Genomic DNA, 24881 nt, shown 5'->3' with positions numbered 1-24881 from the left:
GAAACTACTTCGCGATCGCGATGACCGCGCCTGGGCGCAGCCACTGAATGATCTGCACCAGCTTGGCGTCGTCGATGGCGACGCAGCCCGCGGTCGGGCCTCCGTCGGTGGTGTGAAAGAAGAAGGCGGCGCCGTCACCGGGACTGCGCGCGGTGTTGACCCCCATCACCACAGCGTGCTTGTACTGCGGGATTTCCAGGTTCTCGCTCTCACTGGTGTCGAACGCGCATTGCGCCTTCTTGCACACCTGCATGGTGTTGAACGTCGGGCTGTGGTCGTCGCCGTCCCACCAGTGGTCCGGACCGACCTGCACATACTGCAGTCCCCCGCCCGGGTTCGGCGCGGTGCCGAACGCATACGGCAGGGTGAAGACGCCCATCGGAGTGGCCGGATAGCCGCTCTTTGCCTTGGCCGCCATGCCCGCCGAACCGACGTGCGTCGGGATCCCGGCGGCCACCGGCTGCCAACCCGTCGCATTGCGCTGGTAGACGTCCATCTTGGCGTCCGAACCGCCAACCCCGACAACCGAGATCACCTGACTGGCATTGCCCACCGAGCGGGCAAACCACGGCATGACATCGGCCTGGGCTCCTGGCGCCGCGGTCAGCGCCGCAGCAACCGTGCACAGGGCAGCGCTGAACAAGCTCACAAGTCGGCGCATTGACTCATCATCTGCGCACGTCCGAAGCGGGTCAAACACCGCTCACGGCGCGCCGGAATTCAGGACGCCGCGGTCACGACCCCGCCCGGCGCTGCAGTTCGTCGACCGGCGCCTCACCTTTGAGCAGGCCGCGCGACGACAGATAGTCGCGAAAGTACTGCCGGTGCTGCGGACACGTCAGCCAGACCTTGCGACGTTCGGGGGTGTGCAGTTTCGGGTTGTTCCACAGCATGCCGTACACCGCGTCGGCACTGCAGCCCTTGCGGGAGCAGACGAGTGCGCCCACCGGATCGGCGTTACTGCTGGTCATCACGATCATCCTGCGGCGCACCGGCCGACCCGGTCAACCCCGCTCGCCGCCACGGTTGCAGCACCAGAGCCCACACCGTCAGATAGGCCCAGCCCAGCGCCCAGCCGGCCAGCACGTCGGAGGGATGGTGCACGTTGAGCGCTACCCGGGAGACCCCGACCGCACCCACCACCAGCAGGCCGACGCTCACGGCCGCCACCTTGGCGTTGCGCCGCAACACGGGCAGCGCCAGCAGCAACAGCGCACCGACACCGATCGTCACCCCTAGGGCGTGCCCCGAGGGAAACGAGGTCGAGGACGCCGTGACCAGCGCCGTCACCGGCCGCGGCCGGCCGACCGAGCCCTTGGCCAGCACGGTCAGCAGCCCGCTGGTCTCCACGGCAGCCAAGAGGAACAACGCCGCGCGTAGCCGACGGCGCAGCACCGCGACCAGGGCCACCACCATGCCCACCGCCCGGAAAACCGCCGGTTCGAAAACGGTGGAGATGCCATCCCAGAACCGGACCCAGATCGGGTGTTTGGCCGCGACGTCGTAGCTCGCGTCCAGTGCGGCGGCGTCGACACCGGCCAGCCAGCCCCAACTCTGCAGATAACCCACCAACATCAGCGCGTAGACCATCGCCGCGACCGCCACCGAGATCAGCGCTGCACGCGCAGCCGAAGACGTCACCAGTTAGTTCCCACCGCGGGAAGCCCCGGTGCCACGCAGGTCCGGCCAGGGCGGGCGGCGCAGTACCGCCAGCGAGGTGATGACGGCGGACAGCAACCCGGTGAGCACCCCGACCAGCGCGATCCGGTTCGCATCGACCACGGCCACCCACTTGGCCCTGTCACCGCGGATCACCACCACCCCCAGAGGTGTGGCGGTCACGTCCGAACCGTCCGGGCCCGACGCGGTCACCCGCGCGGCGGTGATGACCGTCGCCCCGTCCGGAGTCTGGTGAGGTTCGCCGTAAACGAGGTTTGCGGCAGCATCGGCGGAGAAGTGGTCGAGCAGTTGCGAACGTTTCATGACGAGCGTCCCTTCCTGTGGCTCCTACCATGATCCCGTGGCTGATCCATCGTTCACCGCGCAGGAGCGCCAAGCCGTGTACCGGGTGATCACCGAGCGACGCGACATGCGCCGATTCGTGCCCGACAGCACGGTCGACCCCGACGTCCTGGCGCGCCTGTTGGCGGCGGCTCACGCCGCCCCCAGTGTGGGCCTGATGCAGCCGTGGCGGTTCGTCCGGATCACCGACGACGGCCTTCGACAGCGGATCCACGCCCTGGTCGACGAGGAACGCCATCGCACCGCCGAGGCACTGGGCCGTCGCGAACAGGAATTCCTGGCCCTGAAGGTGGAAGGCATCCGCGAGTGCGCCGAACTGTTGGTGGTGGCCTTGCGAGACGGCAGGCAGGCACACATCTTCGGTCGTCGGACCCTGCCGCAGATGGATCTGGCGTCGGTGTCATGCGCGATTCAGAACCTCTGGCTGGCCGCCCGCGCCGAGGGGCTGGGCATGGGCTGGGTGTCACTGTTCGAACCTGCGGCGCTGGCGCAGTTGCTGGGAATGCCCTCGGACGCAGAGCCCGTGGCGATCCTGTGCCTGGGGCCCGTCCCAGAGTTTCCGGACCGGCCGGCATTGGAGATCGACGAGTGGGCCTACCGACAGCCCTTGGGCGAGTTCGTGTCCGAAAACACCTGGGAGACCTCATGACACACGACGACGAGGCCGCCGCGGTCCGCCGGGTCTGGTCGGGACTCGGACTGCCGGGGATCATCGACGTCCACACCCATTTCATGCCCAAGTCGGTGATGGACAAGGTGTGGAAGTACTTCGATGCGGCCGGCCCGATGGTCGGCCGGCCCTGGCCCATCACCTACCGGATGGATGAGTCCAAGCGCGTCGATGCGTTGCGTGCGTTCGGGGTACGCCGATTCACCTCCCTGGTGTACCCGCACAGGCCGGATATGGCCGCCTGGCTCAACCAGTGGGCAGCCCAATTCGCCAACGACACACCGGATTGCCTGCCCACGGCGACCTTTTACCCGGAGCCCGGGGCGGCCGACTACGTCAAGGCCGCAATCCACGCTGGAGCCCGAATCTTCAAGGCACACATCCAGGTCGGCGACTACGACCCGACCGACCCGCTGCTCGACGAGGTTTGGGGAGTGATTGAGGACTGCGGGATCCCGGTCGTCATCCATTGCGGCTCCGGCCCGCAACCCGGCCGGTTCACCGGGCCTGAACCGGTGCGACGGTTACTGCGCCGCCACCCGCGACTTACGTTGATCATCGCGCACATGGGCATGCCTGAGTACGACGAATTCCTCGACATCTGCCTGGATTCGCCAAGCGTGCACCTCGACACCACAATGGCCTTCACCGCGTTCGTCGACGAGCTCATGCCGTTCCCGACCGGCGTCGATCCGCGCTTACGCACCGCCGGAGAGCGGATTCTGTTCGGCAGCGACTTTCCGAACATCCCGTACGGCTACCGTGAGGCGCTCGAAGCGATCACCGCCCTTCCCGGCGTCGACGACACCTGGCTGCGCGGGGTTCTGCACGACAATGCCGCGCGGCTCTTCGCAGTCGAGTTACCATCCGGTTGACGACGCACCGGTGGCCGCAGGGCCAGGGCGACCAGCACCCGAGAAAGGCCGGCGACCGTGAGCACTGACGTCACCCCGATCAACCCGCCCATCCCCATTCCCGATATTCCGGGTGCCGACGCCGGCGCACAGGGCCTGCCGCGGCGCAGCGAGTTGTCGTTGCGGGAGAAGGCGATCGTGGATGCGTCGGCCTTCGCTGACATCGGCTTGCGCACCGCGGTCGCCTCCCTGGTTGCCGCAGCGATGATCCCATCGGTGCTCACCACGGCGGTGGGCCGCAAGCAGTCACGGCAGGAGCGGGAACGGCTGGCGTTCTATGCCGATCTGGCGTCGCATCACGACCCAATCCGGTCTTTTCCCGCACCCGCGGAGCGGCCGAGGGTTTCGGCGCGGCGGGCCAATCCCATCGCGGAGCGGATCGCGCGCGGCACGGTCGAGAACGTCTCGTTCCGCAGCGGTTTCGAAGCGGTCAATCCGGCGATGCGTGATTCATGGCATGCCCTGGGAAACAACAACACCGCACGATTTCAGCACTGGCGCCACGACGACGGACCCCGGCCGACACTGTGCGTCATCCACGGGTTCATGGGGTCGCCCTACTTGTTCAACGGGCTCTTCTTCTCACTGCCGTGGTTCTTCCGCACCGGGTACGACGTTGCCCTGTTTACCCTGCCCTTCCACGGTCGCCGGGCCGAAAAACACTCGCCCTTCAGCGGATACGGCTACTTCTCGCACGGCATGTCGGGCTTCGCCGAGGCGATGGCCCAGGCGGTTCACGACTTCCGATCGATGGTCGACTATCTGGAGTCCACCGGTGTCGACCGCTTCGCGTTGACCGGTCTGTCACTGGGCGGTTACACCACTGCCCTGCTGGCCGCCGTCGAACCTCGCCTGCAGGCGGTGATCCCGAATGTGCCGGTCGTCGCCGTCGAATCGGAGATCCGCGATTGGTTTCCAGCCAACCTGGTGCTGCGGGGGGGACAACGGCTGGGGCAGGTCGCCGGCGACGAGTTCGTCGCTGCAACGGCCTACCACTCACCGCTGAACTACGCCCCGCTGGTGGCCAAGGAACGGCGACTGATCATCACCGGCCTTGGCGACCGGCTGGCACCACCGGAGCAATCCGAAATGCTGTGGCATCACTGGGATCAGTGCGCGCTGCACTGGTTTCCGGGAAACCATGTGCTGCACGTCAGCCAACCGACCTACCTGCGCAGGATGACCGCGTTCCTGCGGCCCTACATGTTCTAGCCCTACGACGGCTAGCCCTATGGCGGCGACCCGCCGCGCCCGGCTCCGCCGCGCTTGCGATCGCCGCTAGCGCGCGGCCGCAGCCGCCGCCGTGACAGGCCACCGCAGGCCGGCGAGATCGTCGCCCGACACCGTGGTGTGGCCGTCCAGGCGGCTGCCGGACAGCGGGTGCAAGCCCAGCAGCGCACTGCGGTGATTGCCCTGCTGCGGAAGGAGTCCGGCCAGCGGGGCGCCACCGTCGGGTGCCGAACCGGTACGCAGCGCGCAGGCCGCGGCGATGGTCTGCTGGCCGTCGTCTTCGGCCACTTCCAGGACCGTCCAGGTCTCACTGGCATTGACAGCCTGGATCCGGCTGATCGTGTCGGCCAGCGCCGCGTCGATCCCTACCTGGTAGGCGGCGACATGGTCACCTGAGCCGTCGACCACTGAGCGCCATGCTTCCCGGGCACCGGCGTCGATCAGCGTGGGGATCTCGTCGTCGGCAACGATCGTTGTTTCCCAACCGATTTCGCGGAGGTGATCGGCGAGGCGTCGCACGGCGATGTCGACGGTCCGCTGCAGCGGGATGGACGCCGAGCGGGCCTGCAGTGCGGCCAGATTCGGTGCGGCCGCATATGTCAGTCCGATCCAGGTGTCGGTGGATCCCGCACCGGCGCGACTGGTGATGCGCACCGTGTCGGCCCGCAGGCCGTACCGGTTCAAGTAGCTGGCGATCAGCGACAGCGGAACAGCATTCCCTGCTGCCGAGGCCGTGATCCGCAGCGCCCCCGTCGCCCGCGCGCCGGCAGCGTCCCGGCGGTCGGTGTGCGCACCGCCGCGCGAGCGCAACATCGACAACCGGCGGCGGGCGATCGTGGTGAAGTGCAGGCCACGCCACCAGCCGAGCAGCAGGATCGTCACAAGGACGCCGACGGCAAGCGCCCAGCGCTGCGCGGTGGTCTCCCAGGGGCTAGCCATCAGCGCGGGTACCACGGCCAACAGCACCAAGGTGATCCGGGCCGGTCCGGGTCGGGGAATGGTGGTTCGGTGCGAGCTCACAGCTGGTCTTCCTTTCGTCGGCGAGCGGCCGCCGCGGCGCCGGTGGCGACGGCGACGACCAACCCGGCCAGCAGCGCGGTTCCGGCGAAGGCCACGATCCGTGGCGCCGGGTCCTCGGGTTGCGGCGCCGGGGGTGGGGAGATCTTCTTCGCGGGTGAGGCGGCCGGGTCCGCGACCGGGGGCAGTTCCCAGGTCAGGGCGGCCACCGGGTCGATCATTCCGGCGCCCACCACATCCGAAGGTGCACGCGCGGAGTTGTGCGCGGTGGAAACGATCCGGTGCGCAACCTGCATGGCATTCAGGTCCGGGTAGCGACCGCGGACCAGCGCGGCCACGCCGGCCACATAGCCGGCGGCGTACCCGGTGCCGGTGAGCGGCACCGGCCGGCCTTGGTTGCCGGGCAGGGAGTTGGCCAGACCACCGTCTTCGCGGTTGCTGACCGAGACGATGTCTTCGCCCGGGGCGGCGACACCGACCCACGGTCCGGCCATGGTGAATCCGGATGGCCGGCCGCTCGACGACAGCGCCGCCACCGAGAGCACGTAGGGATGCCACCACGACGGCACCGACAGCGACGTCACCCCGGCCCAGTTGCGCGGGTCCTGCGGGCGGCTCAGGTCGGTGAGCGGATTGGACTCGCACGCCTCCCCACCGCCGCCGACCGATCCGGTCTGGCCGGCGTCACCGGCGGCCGCCACGATCAGCGCGTCCTTTTCCACCGCCGCGTAGCGCAAGGCCGCGCCCAACGCCGTCTGGTCGACGTTGCGGTCGGCCGGCAGGCAGGTGGTGGTGGAGATGGTGATGACCCGAGCACCGAGGTCGGCGGCGTGCACGATCGCCCGCGACAGTGCGGTGATGTCGGTGACCACCCGAGTTGTCCGCGGATCGTCGCCGCCCAGGCGCGGCGAGATCGTCGCCGAGGCGGTCCGCAGCGACAGCAGGCGGGCCGCCGGGGCCACCCCGCTGAATCCGTCATCACCCGGCTGGCCGGCCACGATCCCGGCAACCAGGGTTCCATGCCCGTCGCAGTCCGTCAGGCCGTCGGTGGTGCCGATGTAGTCGCCGCCCGCGTCCACCGCGCCCAGTCGCGGGCCCGGCCGGACGCCGGTGTCGATGACGGCCACTGTCTGGCCCTCGCCGCGGGAGAACTGCCACGCGGCGGGCAGGTCGAGCATGCGCTGTCCGGCCGTCGCGGAGCTCAGGTTGCTGCCCGGCATCAAACCCGAGCTGATGCACTCGCTGCGCTGTTCCATCGCAGCGACGGGTCCGGGTGCCCCGCTGGGCGGCGGCACCGTCGGGTCGACCGTCGGCGGGGTGATGGCCAACGCCGGCGAGCTGGTCAGCAAGGCGGCCAGCATCGCGACGCCGGCTCCGCGGATCGCCGATCGGCTCCGACTGTGTTGAACGGCAACGGTCATCGAGACAGAACCCAGGCGAAAATACCGACCAGGTAGGCCATGACCGGGATCAAGGAGGCGTCGACACCCGAAGCCAAGAAGCCCACCAGGCGGCGGACCGGCAGCGAGTAGCTCTCCGGCGACGCCACGGACGGGCTCAAGGAGACCACCGCCCACACCGCCACCAAGGCGGCCAAGACCAGCACGGCACCGAAGGCAGCCGCATACCGGCCGGTGGCCGCGTAGCCGACCAGCAGCACGATCGCGGTCAGGTGCGGCTCGGCGAGCAGCCACGCCTTGCACCACGCCGAGTCCCACACCCGGGCCCGCAGCACCGAGGCCACCGCGATACCCGCGACGACGTACCACGCCCAGCCCGAAAGCCCTTCAGGTGCAAAGGCGATGGCGACCGAACCAAGCACAGCGAGCAGCACCGAGCCGGCGATGAAGCCGGTCTGGTGGGCGTCAGTGACACGGACCCGGCGGGGCAGATCCGCAAGCACGCTCTCCGGCAGCGCCGACGGGGTCGGGTCGCCCGGCGCCGGGATCACCGGCAACGGCAGCCGCGCCCACAACGCCGAAACCTGCGGTGCGGCAACGGTCAGCAGCAGAGACGCAGTGATCAGGCCAGCGCCGACGGTGAGAGGCGGCAGTTCCCAGAAAGTCTTGACGGCGGCCGCCGCCAGCACCCCGACGCCGACAACCACTGCGGCGGTGAAGAACGCGATCCCGCGCTCGCCACGACCGCCCGGCGGCAAGATCAGGCTGATCAGCGACCATGCGCTGACCGCGGCCGCGCCCAGCACCACGTGGGCCGGACTGAACTGCCCAGGCACCGCCAGGGTGCCCACCGCGGCAAGCGGGACCAGTGCCGCAATCGACAGGGTGAGTGCGGCTTCGGCCGACCGCGTGCGGCACAGCAGCGCAGCGAGCACCGTGAGCAGGGCGATGGCCCCTGCGGCGAACAGGCCGGCCGGTTCACCGGTGACTGCACGGTGCGCGGCGGCCAGCCCGGTGGCGGCGAGGATCAGCCCCGTCCCGGCGGCCAACGCAGCGCGTTGAATGTGCTTGGCGCCCCAGGGGTTACGACGAGACGCTGAGAAGATGACGGCAGCATCGGCGATGTCCTCGACGATGCCCGGCGCCGCAGGACCGACCGGGACAGGACGCAGCGCCAGCAGGTCACCGTCCACGACCCCGACGGTGTCCAGGCTGGCGTCCAGACTGAACGGTGCGCCGCCGACCGGCGCCAGGCTCAGCCGGGTGGTGGCACCGGCAGCCGGCTCGGCATCGTCGCCGGCATCCGGGGCCACCAGGCGTTGCACCGCAGGCAGGATTTCGCGCAGCGGCAACTCCGCGGGCACGGCGATCTCGGTCAGCCGGCTGTCGGCCAGAACCGCGATGCGGACAATCGGCATGACGGCGCTGGTCAGCACCGGGGCTTCGGTCATTGGTGTTCCCTATTCTTTTTCTCTGCTAGGACGTTCTTCTCGCTGTTTTTAGGACAGCTGGGTGGTGAAATCTCTGGACAGTCGCTGACCGGGGAACCATGTGCCCTCGGGCAGGGTGGCGGTCAACTGTTCGATCGCGACAGCAGTCGCAAAGTCGGTTCCTGGCCGGAAGGTCGACACCCACTCGCCGTCGAAGGCCTGCGACGGGGTGACCAGGATGCGGCCCGCATCGGTGTCGACCAGACTCATCCCGACCTCAGTGGTGCTATGCCGGCCGTCCCGCGCGCAGCCCGCGACAACCTCGACGTAGCTGCGTGGCCCGCTGAACACCGACTCCACGATCGGCCGCGCCGAGGCGGGAATACCCAGGTAGTCAAGCACTTCGGCGAGTGGAGCACCGGCACGCAGCCGCTCGTCGGCGCGCGCGCCTACCCGGGCCGGCAGGGTGAACTCGTCGAACCGGGCCGGTGGGCGCTGCCGCAGGCCTGCTCCGAGTACCGGGACCAGCAGACGCGGATCGTCGATATCCATCGCGGTGAACGTGACCAGTTGCGCATTGCGCAGTGCCACCACCGTCCGGCCGGGTTTGCCGGTGTTCTGGTCGCGGCGCGCCACGATACCGCGCAACATCTCGGGAGCCCCGCCGGCGGCCGAACCCACATAACGCAGGTCCAGCCACCGGTCCGGGAAGCACACCACCCGGATCCATTCGGCCACAGCCGGATTGACCGTGCCCTCAGGCGAGACAACTCCCATCCGGGTGAGCTCCTCGCGCTGGCGCGCCATGAACGCGCCCCGCTCCCCGGCGTCCGTGTAGGGCATGGTGATTGCCAAAACCCACGGAAAAGACCCGGCACCAACGGTTTCCGCGATGTACCAGGCTTGCTCGACGGTCAGTTCGGCCGCGTTGGGTTCAGTCCCCATCACGGCCTTCCCTCATCGAGCGGATCACTGGGGTCAGCCCCACTTGGCGGCTTCGGCGGTGTCGCGCGCGTTCATCATCAAGGTGTTGGTCTCATGGGTGGTGGCCATCGCGTGATAGGCCCGCACCAACTCCTCCATCGCCTGATTCCACTGCGCCTGCCAGGCCTGATACGTCATTCCCGTATCGCCCTGCCACGCCGCCGACAACGCCGCCTGCTCACTGGCAATATCAGCACCCACAGCCTGCAACGTGCCCGAATACCCATTCATCTCAGCCGCATGGGCCAACATCGCCGGGTAGTTGTACATAATCTGCGACATCAGACAAACCCTCCCTAAACCCCGGTGTAACCAGACGCAGCAGCCGCATCAGCCGCCACATATGTCGAACCGGCATCCGCCAGATTCACCTGCGCCATATCCAGCAACGCATTCACCCGCGCCGCCATCGCCACAAACCGGGCGTGCGACCCCTGAAACGCCGCAGCCGCCTCACCCACATGAAACGCCTGCGCCGACATCGCCGCCTGCTCCGCCTGCGCCATCGTCGACCGCATCAATGCCGCCTTGGCACCAAACGCCGACTCCGACGCCACCAACTGCGGAATATGCGCATCCAACATACTCATCGCTGCACTCCTTTCCTGACTTCTACTTCGGTTCCGATTCCGACTCCCCAGCGGAGTCGCCAAGATCTTTCTCGCCCCAGGTATCGGGCAACATCGGCATGCTTGGCCCGCGACCGAACCCGTCGCCGGCCATCGTGGCAAGGCCAGACGCCATTGCGGTGCCGCGCTTGCCTACCGTCCCGGTGAAGCCCAGGCCGCCGGCTCCCCGATCCGAACCCACCGCGGCAGCGTCGGCCGGGCCGCTGATGGGGCCCGAATCCAGATCCATGAACTCGTCGGCATGGTCTCGCATGACCGCACGCTTGCGGCGTCGCGCCCGGGCACTCTCGCGGGTCGCCGACCGCACTCCCGCCGCGGCCGCGGGGATACCTTCCGCGGGAGCCTTTCCACGTTCCCGATCGGTCAGGGTCGGACCGAAGCTGTTCCCGGGGTGTGCTCCCGCAACCAAATAGGCGAGCAGCGGGGTTCCGGGGACCGCGCCTGGGGCCGCACCGGCCGCCGGCGCACCAGCGGCTGCCGGTCCTCCCGCAGCCGGGACCGTGCCCGATCCGACACCCACCGCCGCGGGCAGCGGGAGGGCCTGTTCACCGCGCACCATGACTGGCGTCGGCTTTACGGCGGCAGGCACTGGCTCCCCCATGTCGTCCGCCAACAGCGCGTTCACCACGCCGATTGCGATCCCCATCAAGAGGAACGGCGAGCTGAGCAGTACCGACCAGAACGTCCAGCCGAAGGGGATGAAGAACGCCTCGTAGGCGATGAAGAACAACAGCGGGAACCAGGCCGACGGGTTGGCGAGTATGGCCCTGATGGTTCCGATCGGATCTTCGAACAGCCGGACCAATTGGTTCCACAGGTCCGTCCAGAAATCCCCGGAGCCCGAAGAGGTGTCGTCGGCGGGCAGCGCCGAATCAGACTTGACCACCGGCGGAGCTTCCACCGAGCGTGGCGCCGACGCCAGGGCCGCACCGGACACTGTGTGATAGGTGCTCATCGTGGTGGCCGCCTGGATCCACATCCGGACATAGTCGGCTTCGTTGAGCGCGATCGGGATTGTGTTGATCCCGAAGAAGTTGGTGGCGACCAGCACCCCGTGCGTCATGTGATTGGTGGCCAATTCGGCCAGTGTCGGCATGGACGCCAGCGCGCTGGTGTACGCCGTGGCGGCCACCTCGTGCTGCGCCGCTACCCCGGCGGTGTCCGCGCTGGCCTGGCCCAGCCACGCCAGATACGGCGCGTGCGCGGCCACGTACTGCTCGGCGCTGGGTCCCTGCCATGCGCCGGCCTGCACTGCACCGAGCACTGCGGTGAGTTCGTCTGCCACTGAGGCGTACTCGACGCTCAGTGAATTCCACGCCCCGGCAGCCGACAACAACGGACCCGCTCCGGGGCCGCTGCTCAGCAATGCTGAATGCACCTCCGGCGGGGAGGCGATCCAGACCGGGGCGGAAAACATCAGCCGCGCGTGCCCAAGAAGTATGTCGACGCACCAGCGGCATCACCGGCGGCGTAATTGACACCAGACTCACCGACACCGACACCGGCGCGGCCCAACTCGGTGGCGCCCTGAGCGGCCACCGCGGCGTGCTCACTGCCCTGCGCACTGAAACCGGCAGCGGTCTGCAGCGACACCGGGTCGGCCGCCGGCGGAACCACCGCGGTGATCAGCGGTGCGGCACTGGCCTGCGCGGCAGCCAGACGGGCAGTCAATGCCTCGACCGCTGCACTGGCGGCGGCGAGACCTTCCGGAACGACATTGAGCGTCATGACAATTTCCCCTTCCCCAATTCGATGCGCATCAGCGCGTCAAGGTTTCACTGAATGTCGGGTTGACTAGTTGTAGGTAGGTGGGTTCGTCGTTGTCGGCTAGTAGGATTGCTCGTCCTGCGGGCAGGCGTGCGAAGCGTTGGCCGCGGATTTTGCCGCTGTCGGCGGGGTTACCTGAGAGCATCAGGGTGGTGGCTTGCAGGTCGTTGAGCCGCCGCAGTAGCGGGTTGGTCATCAGGGCGTGTGCGGAGCCGGTGGCCCGTCCGGTGACGATGACCCGCAATCCGAGATCGCCTGCTTGGGAGAGCAGTTCGATCAGGGTGGTCCACGGCCGCTGCCCGGCATACGGGCCCGTGAGGGCCGGGGTGTCGGGGATGGCATCAACATCATCGATGATCAGGTAATGGGTGTGGCCTTCATAGCTCCAGCTGGCCAGATCCGCCGCCGACAATCCTGCCGGGGGCCGGCGTGATCCGATCAACGCTGAGAGCCCGAGCATGGCAGGGATGACCCGATCCACATTCGCGGTGTACTCATTGTCGGCGAACAGGGGTTCGTCGACGAGGTGCAGGCGCCGGTCGATGACGGTGAACGCCACCTGATCGGCCGTGGAGTGATCCCGCACTGTGCGGATGATGTGCCGCAGCAAGGTGGTCTTGCCGGATTTGGCGTCCCCGAGCACCAGCAGCAGCGGGTTGGTGGTGAAGTCCACCTGCACCGGGGCCAGGTCCTCTTCACGCACCCCGATCACCACATGATCGATAGCGGGATAGGCCACACCGACTTCTTCGGGGGCCAGGTTGGTCGGCAACAACCGCACCGGCGGCGCCGCCAACCCGGGATGACGCGCATTGATCGCCTCGATCTGGCCCAGGTCGGGTGCCGCGATCAGGAAGTGCTCGGCGGCCATCGTCAAACCCCGACCCGGCTGGTTGGCCGGCACCGCTTCGGCCGGGCGGGTGAGGGCCCCGGCGACCCGCACGTTGCTGTCGCGGGCATCGTGGAGTTTGAGTTCCAGGCGCAGGCCGAGCCCGTCGCGCATGGCCAGCGGGACTTCCAGCCAGCTCGGCGTGGTCACCACCACGTGGATGCCGTAGGCCAGGCCGACGTTGACCAGTTCGGTGACCTTAGCCAACAGCGGGTTACGCGTGTTGAATTGGTCAGTGTTGTCGCGGCTGAACGCATACAGGTTGTCGATGACCAAAAAGACTTCCCCGTAGCCGTCGTTGAGCGAACCGATGCTGCCATCACGGAACGCTTCACGCTGCTGGCGTGCGGTCAACAGTTGTTCGAGTTCGCCGAAGGTGCGGCGGATCTTCTCGGGTTCCAACCCCGAGGCGACACTGCCCACATGCGCCAACCCCTCCAGGGCCCGCAACTGCCCGCCGCCGTAATCGAGGCAGTAGAAACTCACCTCCCGCGGCGAATGCAGGCTCGCCGCCGACAGGATGAACGTCTGCAACGCGGTGGTCTTACCGGATTTGGGGCCACCGTGAATGAGCAGGTTCCCCGACGCCGAACGGGCATCGAAGACCAGCGGATCCCGGCGCATCTCAAAGGGCTTGTCGATCTGACCCAACGGCCACCGCAACTGCTGGGCTCCAATCCCGGCCTCGGCCAACGTCGTGGCGAGTGGGATCGGCTCATCCAGGGGCGGCAACCACAACGCCGGGGCCTGGGGGCCGTAGTTGGCCAACTGATCCCCAATGGTGGCGATCAGCTTGCGCGGCGGACCCAACACCTCCTCCGGGGCCTCGATGACGGTGGTGTCCTGCCCGGCGTCGACCGCAGCGGCGGTGAACAGTTTCGGCTCAGGCAACGCATGCATCACCACCGCCCGCGACGCCCGCGGCGGGTCATAAATCCCATCGACATAGGTAGAGCGGAACTTGATCGGCGCCGCCCCCGGAGCCGGCACCAAAAAGCCCTCACCCTTATGTTCTTTGCCCGACTCGATGTGATAGGCGTCCTCGACCCCGATGATCTGCCGAGACACACTCGCACTCGCGACTTTCAGGCCGATCCGGTACGAGGTGTTCTTGTCGATGTCCTTGATCTTGCCGACATCCAAGGTCTGCGACGCAAACAGAATATGGATCCGGAACGAGCGGCCCTTACGCGCCACATAGTCGAACAACTCGGCATACTCGGGATGATCAGCCAACATCAAGGTGAACTCATCAGCCACAATGAACAAGGTCGGGATCGGCGCCAGATCATGGCCGGCGGCGATCGCCGCCTCATACTCGGTCACCGAATTGAACGCACTGCCCTGCACCGCCCGGCCCGCCTCGCGCAGCAACAACTCCCGCCGCGCCACCTCACCACGCAACGTGTCCGCGAACCGATCCGCCAACGAGCGCTTTTCGGCCATGTTCGAGATCACCGCGACGACCTGCGGGAAATGCCGGAAGATATCCGCGCCGGCCTCCCCCTTGAAGTCGGCGTAGATCACGATCAACCGATCCGCCGAATGCGTCGTCAACAACGACAACAAGATCGCCATCAACGTCTGCGACTTACCGGATCCGGTCATCCCGATCATCAACCCGTGCGGACCCATCCCGCCCTCGGCCTCATCCTTGAGATCGAAGAACAGTGGTTCGCCGGTCGCGGTCACCCCGATCGGGACCCGCAACTCCTGCTCACGGCTACGCGGCGACCACAACGCCGGCACATCCAGGCGGGAAGCATCATTGATGCCCAGCAGTGTGGTGAAGGTGGCCCCGCGGGTGCCGGCCGAACGCAACCCGGCATGCGTCGGGTTCGAATCCCAGCGGGACAAGCGCCGCGCCAGATGCGCCGCCTCCGCAGCACCCAACGAATCGGCGGCATCGACATAACGCGCCCAGCCCCCCGACTGCCACCGATCAATCGCCACCCCACCCGCGGTGATCCGCAGAATCGGGCGTTCGGGATCGGAATACTGCTCCCGGCTCGGGGCCACCGCACCGCGCTGCACAATGGTCACTCCGGCACGGGCCGAACCCAACACCGAAGCCGCCACATCAAAATCGGGGTCATCGATGATCACCAACAGATGCCGCCCGGACTCACCGGCCTCACCGGTAAACGGCGGGCGTGCCGCCAGCACCGGGCCCAACAATGCCGCCAGTTCCTCACCACTGCCCGCCAGATAGCGGGCCGGGCCCACCCCATCAGCCTGGCCGGCGATATCAGTGTGCGGCAACCACTTGCACCAGCTCCATGCCGCCGACTCCAACTCCGGCGACGCCACCGCCACCCCCAACATCGTCGGGTCATGCCAGCTCACAGCTTGGGCCACCCACGCCCGCAACGCACCCCGCACCTCGGCGGCCGCATCATCGCCCTCACCGAGCACCGTGACCCGCGACAGTTTCGTCACATCCACACCCACCGGCACATCACGCACCGTGCGCTGAGTGTCAAGCAGGCTGCGCAACGCACTGTGCGACACCGGCTCCAAATCAATCTCATCCGCAGTGTCGCTCACCCGCACCGCACTGGCCAACGCCACCGCATGCCGGCCCGTGCGCACCACCAAGAAATCCTCATCATGCGGATCGCGTTCCCACTGCCGACGCGAACCCGGCACCGCCGCCAAATCCTCCGGATCCGGATGCGACCACTCCGCCGCCGCCCGCTGCTTCGCCGCCGACCCCCGAATATTGTCCCGAACCACCGACAAATACCGCAGATAATCCGCCCGCTCAGCATCCACCTCAACCGTGCGGGCCTTCTTATCCCCACCCCGATAAATCCCCGCCGCCGCCACCAACAACGCAAACGGGAAGAACAACATCACCGGAGACACCAACCGCATCCCCGTCGCGACCATGGCAATCACCATGCCCACAATCAACACCACAATCACCACCGGCAACGCCCGCTGCAAAAACGACGCCGGAACCAACCGCGGCAACTCCGGCGGCGGCTCAACGGTGATCGTGCCCCGATCAACAGGCGGCACCGGAAGCCGACGACGGGCCTCAAAAATCAAACGACTCATCGGGACTCCCCAACACTAGAAACGCCACCCAACTCCGACGCCACACGACGACCCGCACGCCCATCGGGCGCCAACCCGTCATGCGCCAACAACGCATCACCACGCGACAACGTCGGACCAACAGCAAACTGCGACAACACCGACCACGGAACCGGCAACGCCGGCTCACTCAAACCAAGAGCAGACACCGTGTCTCCGTCGCCACCATTGGTGCCGGCCTCGGTGTTGATGCCATACCGCACACCGGTATCCGAGATCCAAAACAGCGGGCCCGCATTGGCGTTGGCCGCCGGATCACTGTTGACACTCTGGGCGAAGTAACCCGACCCCGGGGCCAGCGCGACGCGTGCAGCAGTGCCACCCACACCCGCACCCACCAAATCCAAGGTCCGCACACCCTCACGCAACGGCAACGTCGAACCCGACAACAACGACAACGAACTCGTCGACGCCCCCGCAGGCCTACTCCAATGCGCACACGTCACCGGAGCCGACACCGCATCAACCACCTTCACCGGCTGCTCCGGAAAACGCGACACATCCAACAACCGCGAAACCGGCAACCGCGCAACATCATCAGCACCCAACACCGGCGGCCGATCCAAACCCTGCGAATCAGAATTACGCAACACCGCCGCCACCACCCCAGAAATCGGCTGCAACCCGTCTTCGAGCACCGCGTAGTAGCGCAGGGTGCCGTCGGAGTTGCCGTCCAGGGAGTGTGCCGCCACAACTGCGCCCACCGGCGCGGCCGCGTGCAGGTCGAATGTCGGCTTGCCGCCGGCGCCGGGGATCACCGGCGCCACCAGCGCGGGCGCCTCCGGAATCACGTTGAACAACCCCGTGGCGATCGGGCGCGGGGTGGGCACTGCCGAACCGCGCTCGCCGAGACCCAGGGCTCCGGTGATGGCGTGGTCGGACAGATCGATTCGACTGCGCTTGCCGTCCCACAGCAGCCAAGCACCGGCACCGTTGTCGGCCAGCACCGCATGCTGCGCGTCCAGCGCACCGGCGCGAGAACCGCTGTAGGACAACGGCCCGCCGATCACCGTGACCCCGGCAGTCGAACCGGTCACCGAGTCGCACGCCGTCCAATCGGCGTCACGGGCGCTGCTCTGCACCATGCGTTCCGGGGCTCCCGGAATGCCGATCAGGTTGCCGCGGGCGAACTTGTCCAGCGCAGTGCTTTTCACCACGGTCGGGTTGACCGGCCGACCGGCGATCAGCCGCGCGGAGGTCAGGTTCAGCACCGGGTGCAGCTGGTCGCCGACCCGCACATACAGCGCGGAGGTGGACTTGTCCGCCAACACCGGGTCGTTGTTGGCCGCACTGTTGGGCCAGATCAGGGTGAAGACGAAGCAACCGCCCGCGACCGTGGCCAGCACCAGCAGACCCATCAGCACTGCCCGCGCTTGGGAGCGCAGCGGCTCCACGAGCATCCGGGTGTCGTGCAGGGCTACGCCAGAGGCGATGCGCCGCATGACGAATCGCCAGCCGCTGACCTGGTGCTTGGTGACGAAGCCACGCCGGTATTCGACCCGGTCGGGATTCTCGTTGACCGGGGTACGCGAGGCGAACGAGCGCCGCTCGTCATCGGACCGGTCGGACTGAGCCGCGCTCATGCCTTGGCCTCCAGGCCAAGGCCACGCAGCAACGGCGCCACCGAGTTACGAACGTCTTCGGTCGTAATGGTCATGAGCTCCTCATCGGTGAACAGCCCGGTGCCGGACTGTTCGGAATGGTCAAGCCGGAATTCGCGCTCTTCCTCGGAGCGTTCGACGACGTTTCGCACAAAGCGGCCGTTACCGGCGATGTCCAGGCTGCGCCGGGCCACGCCGTTGGCGTCGGGGTGCGTCGCCTCGGCCAGCTGACCGAACAGCGCCTCCATGTCTTCGAGTGCGGCCTGCTCGAAACGGCTGTCGCGCTGCTCGGCCATCTTGTGCGCGATCTCGACCAGCTCCGGCGGCTGGTAGGACGGGAAGTCGATGCTGCGGGTGAAACGTGACCGCAGACCTTCATTGGTGTCCAAGAACCGGTCCAAGTCAGCCCGGTAACCGGCGACGATCACCACCAGCCGGTCGCGGTCGTTCTCCATCCGCGCCAGCAGGGTGTCGATGGCCACCAAACCGAAGTCGTTCTTGGCGCCGGTAGCCACCAAGGCGTAGGCCTCGTCGAGGAACAGCACGCCATCAAGCGCACTGTCGATGATGGCGTTGGTCTTAGCCTCGGTCTCACCGATGTGCTGACCGATCAGGTCGGCACGGTGCACCTCTTTGATGTTCTCTTTCTTCAGCAGGCCCAGGCCGCAATAGATCTTCGCCACCACACGAGCGATGGTGGTCTTACCGGTCCCGGGAGGGCCGGCGAAGACCAGGTGATGGGTGCGCTGGCCGACGGCCAAACCGTGCTGCTTGCGCACCACTTCCATGGCCACCGAGCTCTTGAGCCGCTGTACCTGGTTCTTGACCTCGGACAGCCCGATGAACTCGCCGAGTTCGCGCTCCGCTTCGGCCAGCAGTTCGGCCTTGCGTTCATGGGCGGACGGGTCGACGAAGTCCTCGGCGCTCGGCTCCGTGTCGGGGTCCCACGGGTCGGTCCGGGCCTCGATCCGGGCCGCGGTGGTCGTGACGATCCCGAAGCTGTGGTCCAACAAGGCGTGCTGAACCTGCTCGTTCTCCGGGTTGGCCGCATAAAGGTCCTGCAGCACTTCGGCCGCGGATTCCTCATCGTCTTGGGCCCGCAGGATCAGACCCTTGACCAAGGCCCCGTCGGTGGCCGCGACCGCGATCGGACCTTCCGGCTCCTCCAGGTAAGACAACGCCGGGGCATACATGCCCAGCCGAGCCAGCGCGATCCCCAGGGCGATCTTGGCGGCGTGGGTGAACAACTCGTCGCGGTCGGGGTCGTTGACGATCGGAGTCAGCAGCTTGACCATGTCCGACCAGCGCCCGGCGTGGTGGTTCACCGCGATCGCCATCCAACGAACGTCATTCCAGTCGGGACGCCGCTGGGCGATCTCGGCGACCACCGCGTTCGCCTCGGCGCACCGACCGGCCATCGCCAGCTGCGCCGCGTGAGCGAGGTGGAAGTCGTCGGCTTCGGTGGCGCGCAGTTTCAGGTACAGCCCGGTGTCGTAGTGGAACCCGAGCGCACCCTGCTGCAGATCCAGGCGCCGCTGCAGGGCGCCGGCGCCGGCGACGGTCTGGGAGATCGCGGCCAGCACCCGCGGCGACTGATCGCCGGCGGCGGCCAGGCCGATCCAGGCGTCGCACTGCTCATGCGCTACCCGGGTGAGCGCCGCGAATCCAGCGCGCGCCGCTGTCAGGTCGGCAGGACGTTTCCGCTGGTAAACCTCGATACCAAGGGCGCGGCAGCAGGTGGCAAACCGGCTGACCGTATCCTCGTCGACCCGTGCTTGCGGGGTGAGCAGAGCCGCATCACCGTTATTCATGCGTGGCTCGCCCCTTCACTGTTTTTGACTGCACCAACCCGGCTGAAGTTAGCATTGCATAAGCTAACTGTCGAGATCGATCGAGACGATCGGCAGGCGACTTCCATCACTCCCGCAGGCGGCTTCGCAGCCCACAAACGGGACGTTGGCACGCCCACGTCGTTCCAACCCATCACCGACTCCTTATTGAAAATCATTTTCGATTATCCCGCACGCTACCGCATGCCGGTTTCGTCTTCCACAACGGTTCACCCCCCCCGGCGGTCCCGACCGCCACTACCTCTTGACTGCCCACATCAGCGAGTTCCGCAGGATCATCTGACCGGCTGGACTGTCGGGCTCCGGCACGGGGCGACCCAACCCCTGCAGACAAGACGCCAGGGGCGTCACCGACGCGGTCCAGCCGCGAGCGCCGAACCACTGATCCGCCGGAGCGTGCTGCTCGTTGTAGACCAGCCGATGGAAATTGCGGGTGTCGTCGCCTGCCTCGACTTCGGCCGCAACCGCGGCTTCATATGCGTCCGGAGGCATCGGGATGCCGTCCTCGACCGCGACGTGGCTACCCGAAGCGGCAAGGCCATCGATACCGGCGAACAGCTGCTCCTGCGCGACAGCAGGCAGGTAGATCAACAGCCCTTCGGCGATCCATGCCGAGGGACGCGTCGGATCGAAACCGGCATCACGCAGCGCCCGGGGCCAGTCCTCACGCAGGTCGACGGCGACCTCACGCCGCTCGGCCGTGGGACGGATGCCGCGCTGCGACAGCACATAACTCTTGAAGCCGAGCACCTGCGGCTGGTCCAACTCAAAGACCGTTGTTCCGTCCGGCCAGGGCAACCGGAAGGCACGGGAGTCCAACCCGGCCGCCAGAATCACCACTTGGTGCACCCCGGCCTCTATGACACCACTGAAGTATTCGTCGAAGTAGCGGGTGCGCGCACCCTGGAAGTTGACGAAGTGCTGCCCGAATTCACTGGACAACAACTCGTGGTCGGGCAGGTTGCCGTCCAGCACGGCCGCCCAGTCCCCGCCGGCGGCCCGGCAGAACAACTCCGCATACGGATCGACGGCCACCGGGTCGGGTTTGGCCGCTTCCAGCGCCCGGGCGGTGGCCACGAACAAGGCCGTCGAACCGACGCTCGTGGTGATGTCCCAGCTGTCACCTTCACTACGCATTAGAGGCATTCCAGGGACCCTACGCCGACGTGAGCGCGCTGGAAGGCCCGCCGAATGCGGCCGGAACCGGCCATGCCAGGCCAGAGCTTGCGCTCCGCTAACCCCACTTGGCGGCTTCGGCGGTGTCGCGCGCGTTCATCATCAAGGTGTTGGTCTCATGGGTGGTGGCCATCGCGTGATAGGCCCGCACCAACTCCTCCATCGCCTGATTCCACTGCGCCTGCCACGCCTGATACGTCATTCCCGTATCGCCCTGCCACGCCGCCGACAACGCCGCCTGCTCACTGGCAATATCAGCACCCACAGCCTGCAACGTGCCCGAATACCCATTCATCTCAGCCGCATGGGCCAACATCGCCGGGTAGTTGTACATAATCTGCGACATCAGACAAACCCTCCCTAAACCCCGGTGTAACCAGACGCAGCAGCCGCATCAGCCGCCACATATGTCGAACCGGCATCCGCCAGATTCACCTGCGCCATATCCAGCAACGCATTCACCCGCGCCGCCATCGCCACAAACCGGGCGTGCGACCCCTGAAACGCCGCAGCCGCCTCACCCACATGAAACGCCTGCGCCGACATCGCCGCCTGCTCCGCCTGCGCCATCGTCGACCGCATCAATGCCGCCTTGGCACCAAACGCCGACTCCGACGCCACCAACTGCGGAATATGCGCATCCAACAGACTCATCCCCGCGCTCCTCTCTCAACTATCGATTAGTCGTGGCCCGCGCCGCTCGGGTTCCATGGAGGCCACGACCGCCTGTTGCTCGCATCGTTGAGAGCGGCTGCTGCACTCCCGGACCAGAACGCCGGCGGAGTCAGTCCGGCAATAACTGAGGACCAATGCTACGACAATTACCTCGTTATACGTACTTTTAATCTGATTAGCAGCCGCGAATGCGGATTAACTTATTTAGCGGGCGGGACGTCGTCCTGGCCGTCCCAGGAGGTGGGCAACATCGGCAGGGTGGGGCCTCCGCCGTACTCGTCTCCGGTCAAGCCCGCCAGACCGGCGGCCCGTGCCAGGCCGGGTTTGCCGAGCGTCCCCGTGAAGCCCGTTGTGCTGTAGCGGGCCTGCGACGCACGGTCCGGTTCGCGACCCGCGTCGTCGTCCTCGAGGTATTCGTAACGGTAGCCGGGGTCGATCAGCCTGCCGCGCCGACGGCCGCCGTGTCGCGCCGCGCCGGTCGCCGGTTCGCCTATCGTCGCGGCGGCCGCAACACCTGCGGCAGGCCGGGCCGACTTCGCACCCGCCCTTCCGGCGGCGTTCTGCGTCGAGGGAAGCCAGCCCACCAGGTAACTGTGGAACGCACCCTCGGTGCCGATCAACGGGGGCGCTGCCGGTGGTGGCGGTGGCGCGGCGCCGGCGGAGGCAGCGGAGGCGGGCAGCGTCGCCGCAGGGGCTGCGGGCGCTGCCGAAGCCGGCACCGTCGCAGGGTTCGGCGCCGGTGCGCCAACGGGGATGACCGGTGGCATCGCAACCGGGGCCGCCGGTACCGGCACCGGGACCGCCGGTGCGGGGATGCCGGCCAGTCCTGCCAAGCCGGCCAGGCCGGCCGGCGGCGCGACCGCAGCCAGGCTGCCGATCGCCAGGTTCAACCCGACGCCCGCCAGCAGCGGGGAAAGTTGCAACAGGAAGCGCAGGCTGCGCAGCGTCCAGTTGACGGCGCGGTAGGTCTGCCATGCGACGAAGTAGCTCGTCAGCTGCCACCACTGGGCGGGCGTCAGCACACCTTGGAAGTTCTGCTGCAGCCAGGCCAGCGCCTTCTCACTGCCGTTGACGAAATTCGACAGGTTCTGCAGGAATTCCGCGGGACTCCAGTTCGGCTGGCCTTGTCCGGGCACCTGCTGACCGTCGGCCCCGAAGAGCATCTGCCAGATCTCGGCCGGCGTCGGCAATTCGAAGGATCCGCCGCCGCCCCCGCTGTTGCCGCCGTTGCCTCCCCCACCGCCGCCGCCCGTACCGTCTCCGGCCGCCGCGGCCCCGGCTTGCGCGCTGCCACTGGTGTGCCCCAAGCTGCGCGCGGTCTCGGTGGTCGCCTGATAGGCGCTCATGACGGTGGCGGCCTGGGTCCACATCCGGGCGTAATCGGCCTCGTTGAGCGCGATCGGCGCGGTGTTGATCCCGAAGAAATTGGTCGCCACCAACACGGCGTGGGCGGCGTGGTTGGCGGCCAATTCGGCGAGGGTCGGCATGGCCGCCAGAGCGCTGCTGTACGCCGTCGCGATTACTTGGTGCTGGGAGGCAGTCCGGGCGCTGAGCGTGCCGGCCAGTTGCAGCCAGGCCAGATAGGGCAGATGCGCTGCCTCATACGCATCGGCGGTCGAACCGGCCCAGACCTGCTGGGAATCGCCGAGAACGGCGGTGAGATCACTTGCGGCAGCGAGGTACTCACTGCTCAATGTCGCCCACGCCGTCGACGCCGCAAGCAGCGGCCCCGGCCCCGGCCCGGTGCTCAGCATTGCTGAGTGCACCTCGGGCGGGGCCGCCATCCAGGTGGCTGGGGCCGACATCACCACACCGCTATCGCGGAAACACCGACGCCGCCACGGTGTCTGCGACCTGGTAGTTGACCCCGGCTTGAGCGACCCCCACCCCGGCGCGGCCCAACACCTCGGTACCGCGCGCAGCTACCGCCCCATGCGCGCTGCCCTGCACACTGAGTTCCGCCGCGGCCTGCAGCGACACCGGATCGATCGCCGGCGCTACCACCGCGGTGATCGACGGAGCCGCCGCCGCGTGTGCCACCGCCAGCGCCGCGGCGATCGCCTCGACCGCCGCGCTTGTCGCAGCCAGGCCCTCGGGCACAACATCCAAGACCATGGCGGAACCCCCTTCCGGCCGGTACGTCGCCAACCCTACCTGCGGAATAATGACGCAGCTTCAGTCACGATATGCCTACTCAGAACATCATCGTTACCGTAACTGCGGATACACCTCAATGCTTCTTGACCACCGACCGGGGCGCGGTGCGCCAACGAAGACGGCCATCGGCGCACCGCAGGGGTCGGTCCAGTAGCAGCACGGCGCGCCCCTCCAGCAGAACGGGCCGGACCCAGTCGCCCAACTCGATCACTTCTCCCGTGGCCGGACGGCGGTCGCTGCCGTCACGGACGTCGTCGATGGGCACACTGGCCAGCAGTTCGTCGACGGTCGCCTCGGTCGGCAGATTCCCCAACCCGGGCAGCGTGATGAACAGCCCGTCGTCGCCGGAGAGTTGCAGACCGACCGCCGCCAAGGCACCCAGAACCCCGTCCTGCGTGCCGCCGTGACCGGACACGTGGACACCCAGTTCATCGCCGAGACGACGGGCTTGCGCCCGCTGCAGCACTTCTCGTTTGGCCCGCCGACCGAACTCCACCAGTGGACCGACGTCTGGCACATCCGTCGGAATCGCCACCGCCAGACCGGGATCGGCGGCCGGCGGGCAGACCCGTTCCAGGAATCCGGCGACGAAGTCGATGATCTGATCGCGCACTGCGTGCGGGTCGGCGCCGGGGCTGCGCCAGGCCAGGCAGGCGCTGGAATTGTGCGAGGTGTAGGGAACGCGATCATCGACGAGGAGTTGATGCCGGGTGGCCCCGGCCTCGCTTCCCAGCCCGGCAGCGGCCAACTCCCGCAGTAGCGCCCGAGCGCGCCGACCGGTACCGGGACTGAACTGGTCATCGGTGTCGTCGATGCCGATCAGCAGATCGACACCGGCAAAGACCGTCACGGGTTGACGACCACGGTGCTGACATCGCGAACCCACCGGTCGCGCTCGAGTTCGACGCCCGCCAGCTTGAGGGTGTCGCGTTTGGTGAAGCTCAACACGACCTGGTCGGTGAGCTCGGCGGCGGTCAGCGTCTGCGCCGGGTCGCGTCCTTCGAACCGAACGCTATGGACGGCCGTGGCGCCGGCCGCGTCCAGAACCGCGCGCACCGCAGGGCCTCGCTGCACGGGACTTCCGTGGGATTGCGGCGTGGCGATCTCGGTCTGCGGCAGACCACCGAGCCGGGCGAGATCGAACTCGTCCAGCACTCGGCCGTCCTGCCGGATCACCAGGTGATACCCCGTCGACGTGTCGGTATCGGTGTCGGCGGCGCACCCCGCCACGGCAGCGCCGACGACAAGCGCCGCCAAACCCAGTCCGACCAGGCGCCCAGCAGATGACCGCATGTGCATGACCGTAGGCAGGCGTCGCCACGTATTCAAGCGTCCACACAGCTATCTGACCCTCAATTGAGGTTGTGC

The 24881-nt window shown here is 67.4% G+C and carries 25 protein-coding genes; 3 read left to right on the top strand and 22 right to left on the bottom strand.

Annotated elements, in window-relative coordinates; translation table 11 throughout:
* Nucleotides 1–4 precede the first annotated feature (4 nt).
* The 4 genes from ACKY0W_RS01520 to ACKY0W_RS01505 form a co-directional block, all read right to left on the bottom strand.
* Nucleotides 5–661, bottom strand: coding sequence for a L,D-transpeptidase (locus ACKY0W_RS01520; RefSeq protein WP_409436097.1), 657 nt, complete (start codon nt 659–661; stop codon nt 5–7).
* Between the two features lie 73 nt (nt 662–734).
* Nucleotides 735–971, bottom strand: coding sequence for a hypothetical protein (locus ACKY0W_RS01515; protein ID WP_409436096.1), 237 nt, complete (start codon nt 969–971; stop codon nt 735–737).
* Nucleotides 958–1641: a phosphatase PAP2 family protein gene (locus ACKY0W_RS01510; RefSeq protein ID WP_409436095.1), complete on the bottom strand. Its 684-nt coding sequence runs from the start codon at nt 1639–1641 to the stop codon at nt 958–960. Before ACKY0W_RS01510 ends, ACKY0W_RS01515 begins: the two co-directional genes overlap by 14 nt.
* A gap of 3 nt (nt 1642–1644) precedes the next feature.
* A complete protein-coding gene (locus ACKY0W_RS01505) occupies nt 1645–1983 on the bottom strand; it encodes a hypothetical protein (protein WP_409436094.1) in 339 nt (112 codons plus the stop codon).
* Nucleotides 1984–2020: 37 nt separating this feature from the next.
* Here ACKY0W_RS01505 and bluB point away from each other — a divergent pair, with 37 nt between their 5' ends.
* The 3 genes from bluB to ACKY0W_RS01490 are packed head-to-tail and all read left to right on the top strand — an operon-like array spanning nt 2021 to nt 4818.
* Nucleotides 2021–2671 (top strand): 5,6-dimethylbenzimidazole synthase, encoded by a 651-nt coding sequence (gene bluB, locus ACKY0W_RS01500; RefSeq protein WP_409436093.1) that lies wholly within the window; start codon nt 2021–2023, stop codon nt 2669–2671.
* Complete coding sequence (locus ACKY0W_RS01495) at nt 2668–3567, top strand: amidohydrolase family protein (protein ID WP_409436092.1); 900 nt, start codon at nt 2668–2670, stop codon at nt 3565–3567. Before bluB ends, ACKY0W_RS01495 begins: the two co-directional genes overlap by 4 nt.
* Nucleotides 3568–3624: 57 nt before the next feature.
* Entirely contained in the window at nt 3625–4818 is a 1194-nt protein-coding gene (locus ACKY0W_RS01490; protein ID WP_409436091.1) for an alpha/beta hydrolase family protein, read from the top strand.
* A 66-nt stretch (nt 4819–4884) separates the two neighbouring features.
* Here the strand turns inward: ACKY0W_RS01490 and eccE are convergent, their stop codons facing one another.
* The 18 genes from eccE to ACKY0W_RS01400 all read right to left on the bottom strand — a co-directional run bounded on the left by eccE (nt 4885) and on the right by ACKY0W_RS01400 (nt 24806).
* On the bottom strand, nt 4885–5856 hold the full coding sequence (gene eccE, locus ACKY0W_RS01485) for a type VII secretion protein EccE (protein WP_409436090.1): 972 nt from the start codon (nt 5854–5856) through the stop codon (nt 4885–4887).
* A complete protein-coding gene (mycP, locus tag ACKY0W_RS01480) occupies nt 5853–7274 on the bottom strand; it encodes a type VII secretion-associated serine protease mycosin (protein WP_409436089.1) in 1422 nt (473 codons plus the stop codon). The genes eccE and mycP overlap by 4 nt, the downstream gene beginning before the upstream one ends.
* Nucleotides 7271–8704, bottom strand: a complete 1434-nt coding sequence (eccD, locus tag ACKY0W_RS01475; RefSeq protein ID WP_409436088.1) for a type VII secretion integral membrane protein EccD — start codon at nt 8702–8704, stop codon at nt 7271–7273. The genes mycP and eccD overlap by 4 nt, the downstream gene beginning before the upstream one ends.
* Before the next feature lie 48 nt (nt 8705–8752).
* Entirely contained in the window at nt 8753–9628 is an 876-nt protein-coding gene (locus ACKY0W_RS01470) for an ESX secretion-associated protein EspG (RefSeq protein WP_406759879.1), read from the bottom strand.
* A gap of 33 nt (nt 9629–9661) precedes the next feature.
* Nucleotides 9662–9949 (bottom strand): WXG100 family type VII secretion target, encoded by a 288-nt coding sequence (locus tag ACKY0W_RS01465; protein ID WP_406759017.1) that lies wholly within the window; start codon nt 9947–9949, stop codon nt 9662–9664.
* 14 nt (nt 9950–9963) lie between these two features.
* The gene (locus tag ACKY0W_RS01460) at nt 9964–10257 is read right to left on the bottom strand and encodes a hypothetical protein (protein WP_064890669.1); all 294 of its coding nucleotides are present in this window, start codon (nt 10255–10257) and stop codon (nt 9964–9966) included.
* A gap of 22 nt (nt 10258–10279) precedes the next feature.
* Nucleotides 10280–11713, bottom strand: coding sequence for a PPE family protein (locus tag ACKY0W_RS01455; protein ID WP_409436087.1), 1434 nt, complete (start codon nt 11711–11713; stop codon nt 10280–10282).
* Nucleotides 11713–12024 (bottom strand): PE family protein, encoded by a 312-nt coding sequence (locus ACKY0W_RS01450; protein WP_024443852.1) that lies wholly within the window; start codon nt 12022–12024, stop codon nt 11713–11715. The genes ACKY0W_RS01455 and ACKY0W_RS01450 overlap by 1 nt, the downstream gene beginning before the upstream one ends.
* Before the next feature lie 31 nt (nt 12025–12055).
* The gene (gene eccCa / locus ACKY0W_RS01445) at nt 12056–16015 is read right to left on the bottom strand and encodes a type VII secretion protein EccCa (protein ID WP_409436086.1); all 3960 of its coding nucleotides are present in this window, start codon (nt 16013–16015) and stop codon (nt 12056–12058) included.
* Nucleotides 16012–17637, bottom strand: a complete 1626-nt coding sequence (gene eccB / locus ACKY0W_RS01440) for a type VII secretion protein EccB (protein ID WP_409436085.1) — start codon at nt 17635–17637, stop codon at nt 16012–16014. The genes eccCa and eccB overlap by 4 nt, the downstream gene beginning before the upstream one ends.
* Nucleotides 17634–19466 (bottom strand): type VII secretion AAA-ATPase EccA, encoded by a 1833-nt coding sequence (eccA, locus tag ACKY0W_RS01435; protein ID WP_409436084.1) that lies wholly within the window; start codon nt 19464–19466, stop codon nt 17634–17636. Before eccA ends, eccB begins: the two co-directional genes overlap by 4 nt.
* A 276-nt stretch (nt 19467–19742) precedes the next feature.
* Nucleotides 19743–20642 carry a class I SAM-dependent methyltransferase gene (locus ACKY0W_RS01430; protein ID WP_409436083.1) on the bottom strand — a complete coding sequence of 300 codons (900 nt, stop codon included), beginning with the start codon at nt 20640–20642 and terminating at the stop codon, nt 19743–19745.
* 97 nt (nt 20643–20739) lie between these two features.
* Nucleotides 20740–21027, bottom strand: coding sequence for a WXG100 family type VII secretion target (locus ACKY0W_RS01425; protein WP_406759017.1), 288 nt, complete (start codon nt 21025–21027; stop codon nt 20740–20742).
* Nucleotides 21028–21041: 14 nt separating this feature from the next.
* A complete protein-coding gene (locus ACKY0W_RS01420) occupies nt 21042–21335 on the bottom strand; it encodes a type VII secretion protein EsxS (protein WP_067968459.1) in 294 nt (97 codons plus the stop codon).
* A 221-nt stretch (nt 21336–21556) separates the two neighbouring features.
* Nucleotides 21557–23161 carry a PPE family protein gene (locus tag ACKY0W_RS01415; RefSeq protein WP_409436082.1) on the bottom strand — a complete coding sequence of 535 codons (1605 nt, stop codon included), beginning with the start codon at nt 23159–23161 and terminating at the stop codon, nt 21557–21559.
* A 10-nt stretch (nt 23162–23171) separates the two neighbouring features.
* A complete protein-coding gene (locus ACKY0W_RS01410) occupies nt 23172–23471 on the bottom strand; it encodes a PE family protein (RefSeq protein ID WP_409436081.1) in 300 nt (99 codons plus the stop codon).
* A 115-nt stretch (nt 23472–23586) separates the two neighbouring features.
* Nucleotides 23587–24363 (bottom strand): hypothetical protein, encoded by a 777-nt coding sequence (locus ACKY0W_RS01405; protein ID WP_409436080.1) that lies wholly within the window; start codon nt 24361–24363, stop codon nt 23587–23589.
* A complete protein-coding gene (locus tag ACKY0W_RS01400; protein WP_409436079.1) occupies nt 24360–24806 on the bottom strand; it encodes a hypothetical protein in 447 nt (148 codons plus the stop codon). Before ACKY0W_RS01400 ends, ACKY0W_RS01405 begins: the two co-directional genes overlap by 4 nt.
* Nucleotides 24807–24881: the final 75 nt, after the last annotated feature.

The organism is Mycobacterium sp. SMC-14 (assembly GCF_046250075.1).
In the GTDB taxonomy this organism is placed as follows: domain Bacteria; phylum Actinomycetota; class Actinomycetes; order Mycobacteriales; family Mycobacteriaceae; genus Mycobacterium.
The sequence above is the reverse complement of the archived record's forward strand: the minus strand, read 5'-3'. Positions and strand labels throughout refer to the sequence as shown.

Bases quoted from the DNA above. Each gene is read 5' to 3' on its own strand.
- ACKY0W_RS01520 (WP_409436097.1), bottom strand. From the start codon at position 661: ATGCGCCGACTTGTGAGCTTGTTCAGCGCTGCCCTGTGCACGGTTGCT.
- ACKY0W_RS01515 (WP_409436096.1), bottom strand. From the start codon at position 971: ATGACCAGCAGTAACGCCGATCCGGTGGGCGCACTCGTCTGCTCCCGC.
- ACKY0W_RS01505 (WP_409436094.1), bottom strand. From the start codon at position 1,983: ATGAAACGTTCGCAACTGCTCGACCACTTCTCCGCCGATGCTGCCGCA.
- ACKY0W_RS01495 (WP_409436092.1), top strand. From the start codon at position 2,668: ATGACACACGACGACGAGGCCGCCGCGGTCCGCCGGGTCTGGTCGGGA.
- mycP (WP_409436089.1), bottom strand. From the start codon at position 7,274: ATGACCGTTGCCGTTCAACACAGTCGGAGCCGATCGGCGATCCGCGGA.
- eccD (WP_409436088.1), bottom strand. From the start codon at position 8,704: ATGACCGAAGCCCCGGTGCTGACCAGCGCCGTCATGCCGATTGTCCGC.
- ACKY0W_RS01470 (WP_406759879.1), bottom strand. From the start codon at position 9,628: ATGGGGACTGAACCCAACGCGGCCGAACTGACCGTCGAGCAAGCCTGG.
- ACKY0W_RS01465 (WP_406759017.1), bottom strand. From the start codon at position 9,949: ATGTCGCAGATTATGTACAACTACCCGGCGATGTTGGCCCATGCGGCT.
- ACKY0W_RS01460 (WP_064890669.1), bottom strand. From the start codon at position 10,257: ATGAGTATGTTGGATGCGCATATTCCGCAGTTGGTGGCGTCGGAGTCG.
- ACKY0W_RS01455 (WP_409436087.1), bottom strand. From the start codon at position 11,713: ATGTTTTCCGCCCCGGTCTGGATCGCCTCCCCGCCGGAGGTGCATTCA.
- ACKY0W_RS01450 (WP_024443852.1), bottom strand. From the start codon at position 12,024: ATGACGCTCAATGTCGTTCCGGAAGGTCTCGCCGCCGCCAGTGCAGCG.
- eccCa (WP_409436086.1), bottom strand. From the start codon at position 16,015: ATGAGTCGTTTGATTTTTGAGGCCCGTCGTCGGCTTCCGGTGCCGCCT.
- eccB (WP_409436085.1), bottom strand. From the start codon at position 17,637: ATGAGCGCGGCTCAGTCCGACCGGTCCGATGACGAGCGGCGCTCGTTC.
- eccA (WP_409436084.1), bottom strand. From the start codon at position 19,466: ATGAATAACGGTGATGCGGCTCTGCTCACCCCGCAAGCACGGGTCGAC.
- ACKY0W_RS01430 (WP_409436083.1), bottom strand. From the start codon at position 20,642: ATGCGTAGTGAAGGTGACAGCTGGGACATCACCACGAGCGTCGGTTCG.
- ACKY0W_RS01425 (WP_406759017.1), bottom strand. From the start codon at position 21,027: ATGTCGCAGATTATGTACAACTACCCGGCGATGTTGGCCCATGCGGCT.
- ACKY0W_RS01420 (WP_067968459.1), bottom strand. From the start codon at position 21,335: ATGAGTCTGTTGGATGCGCATATTCCGCAGTTGGTGGCGTCGGAGTCG.
- ACKY0W_RS01415 (WP_409436082.1), bottom strand. From the start codon at position 23,161: ATGTCGGCCCCAGCCACCTGGATGGCGGCCCCGCCCGAGGTGCACTCA.
- ACKY0W_RS01410 (WP_409436081.1), bottom strand. From the start codon at position 23,471: ATGGTCTTGGATGTTGTGCCCGAGGGCCTGGCTGCGACAAGCGCGGCG.
- ACKY0W_RS01400 (WP_409436079.1), bottom strand. From the start codon at position 24,806: ATGCGGTCATCTGCTGGGCGCCTGGTCGGACTGGGTTTGGCGGCGCTT.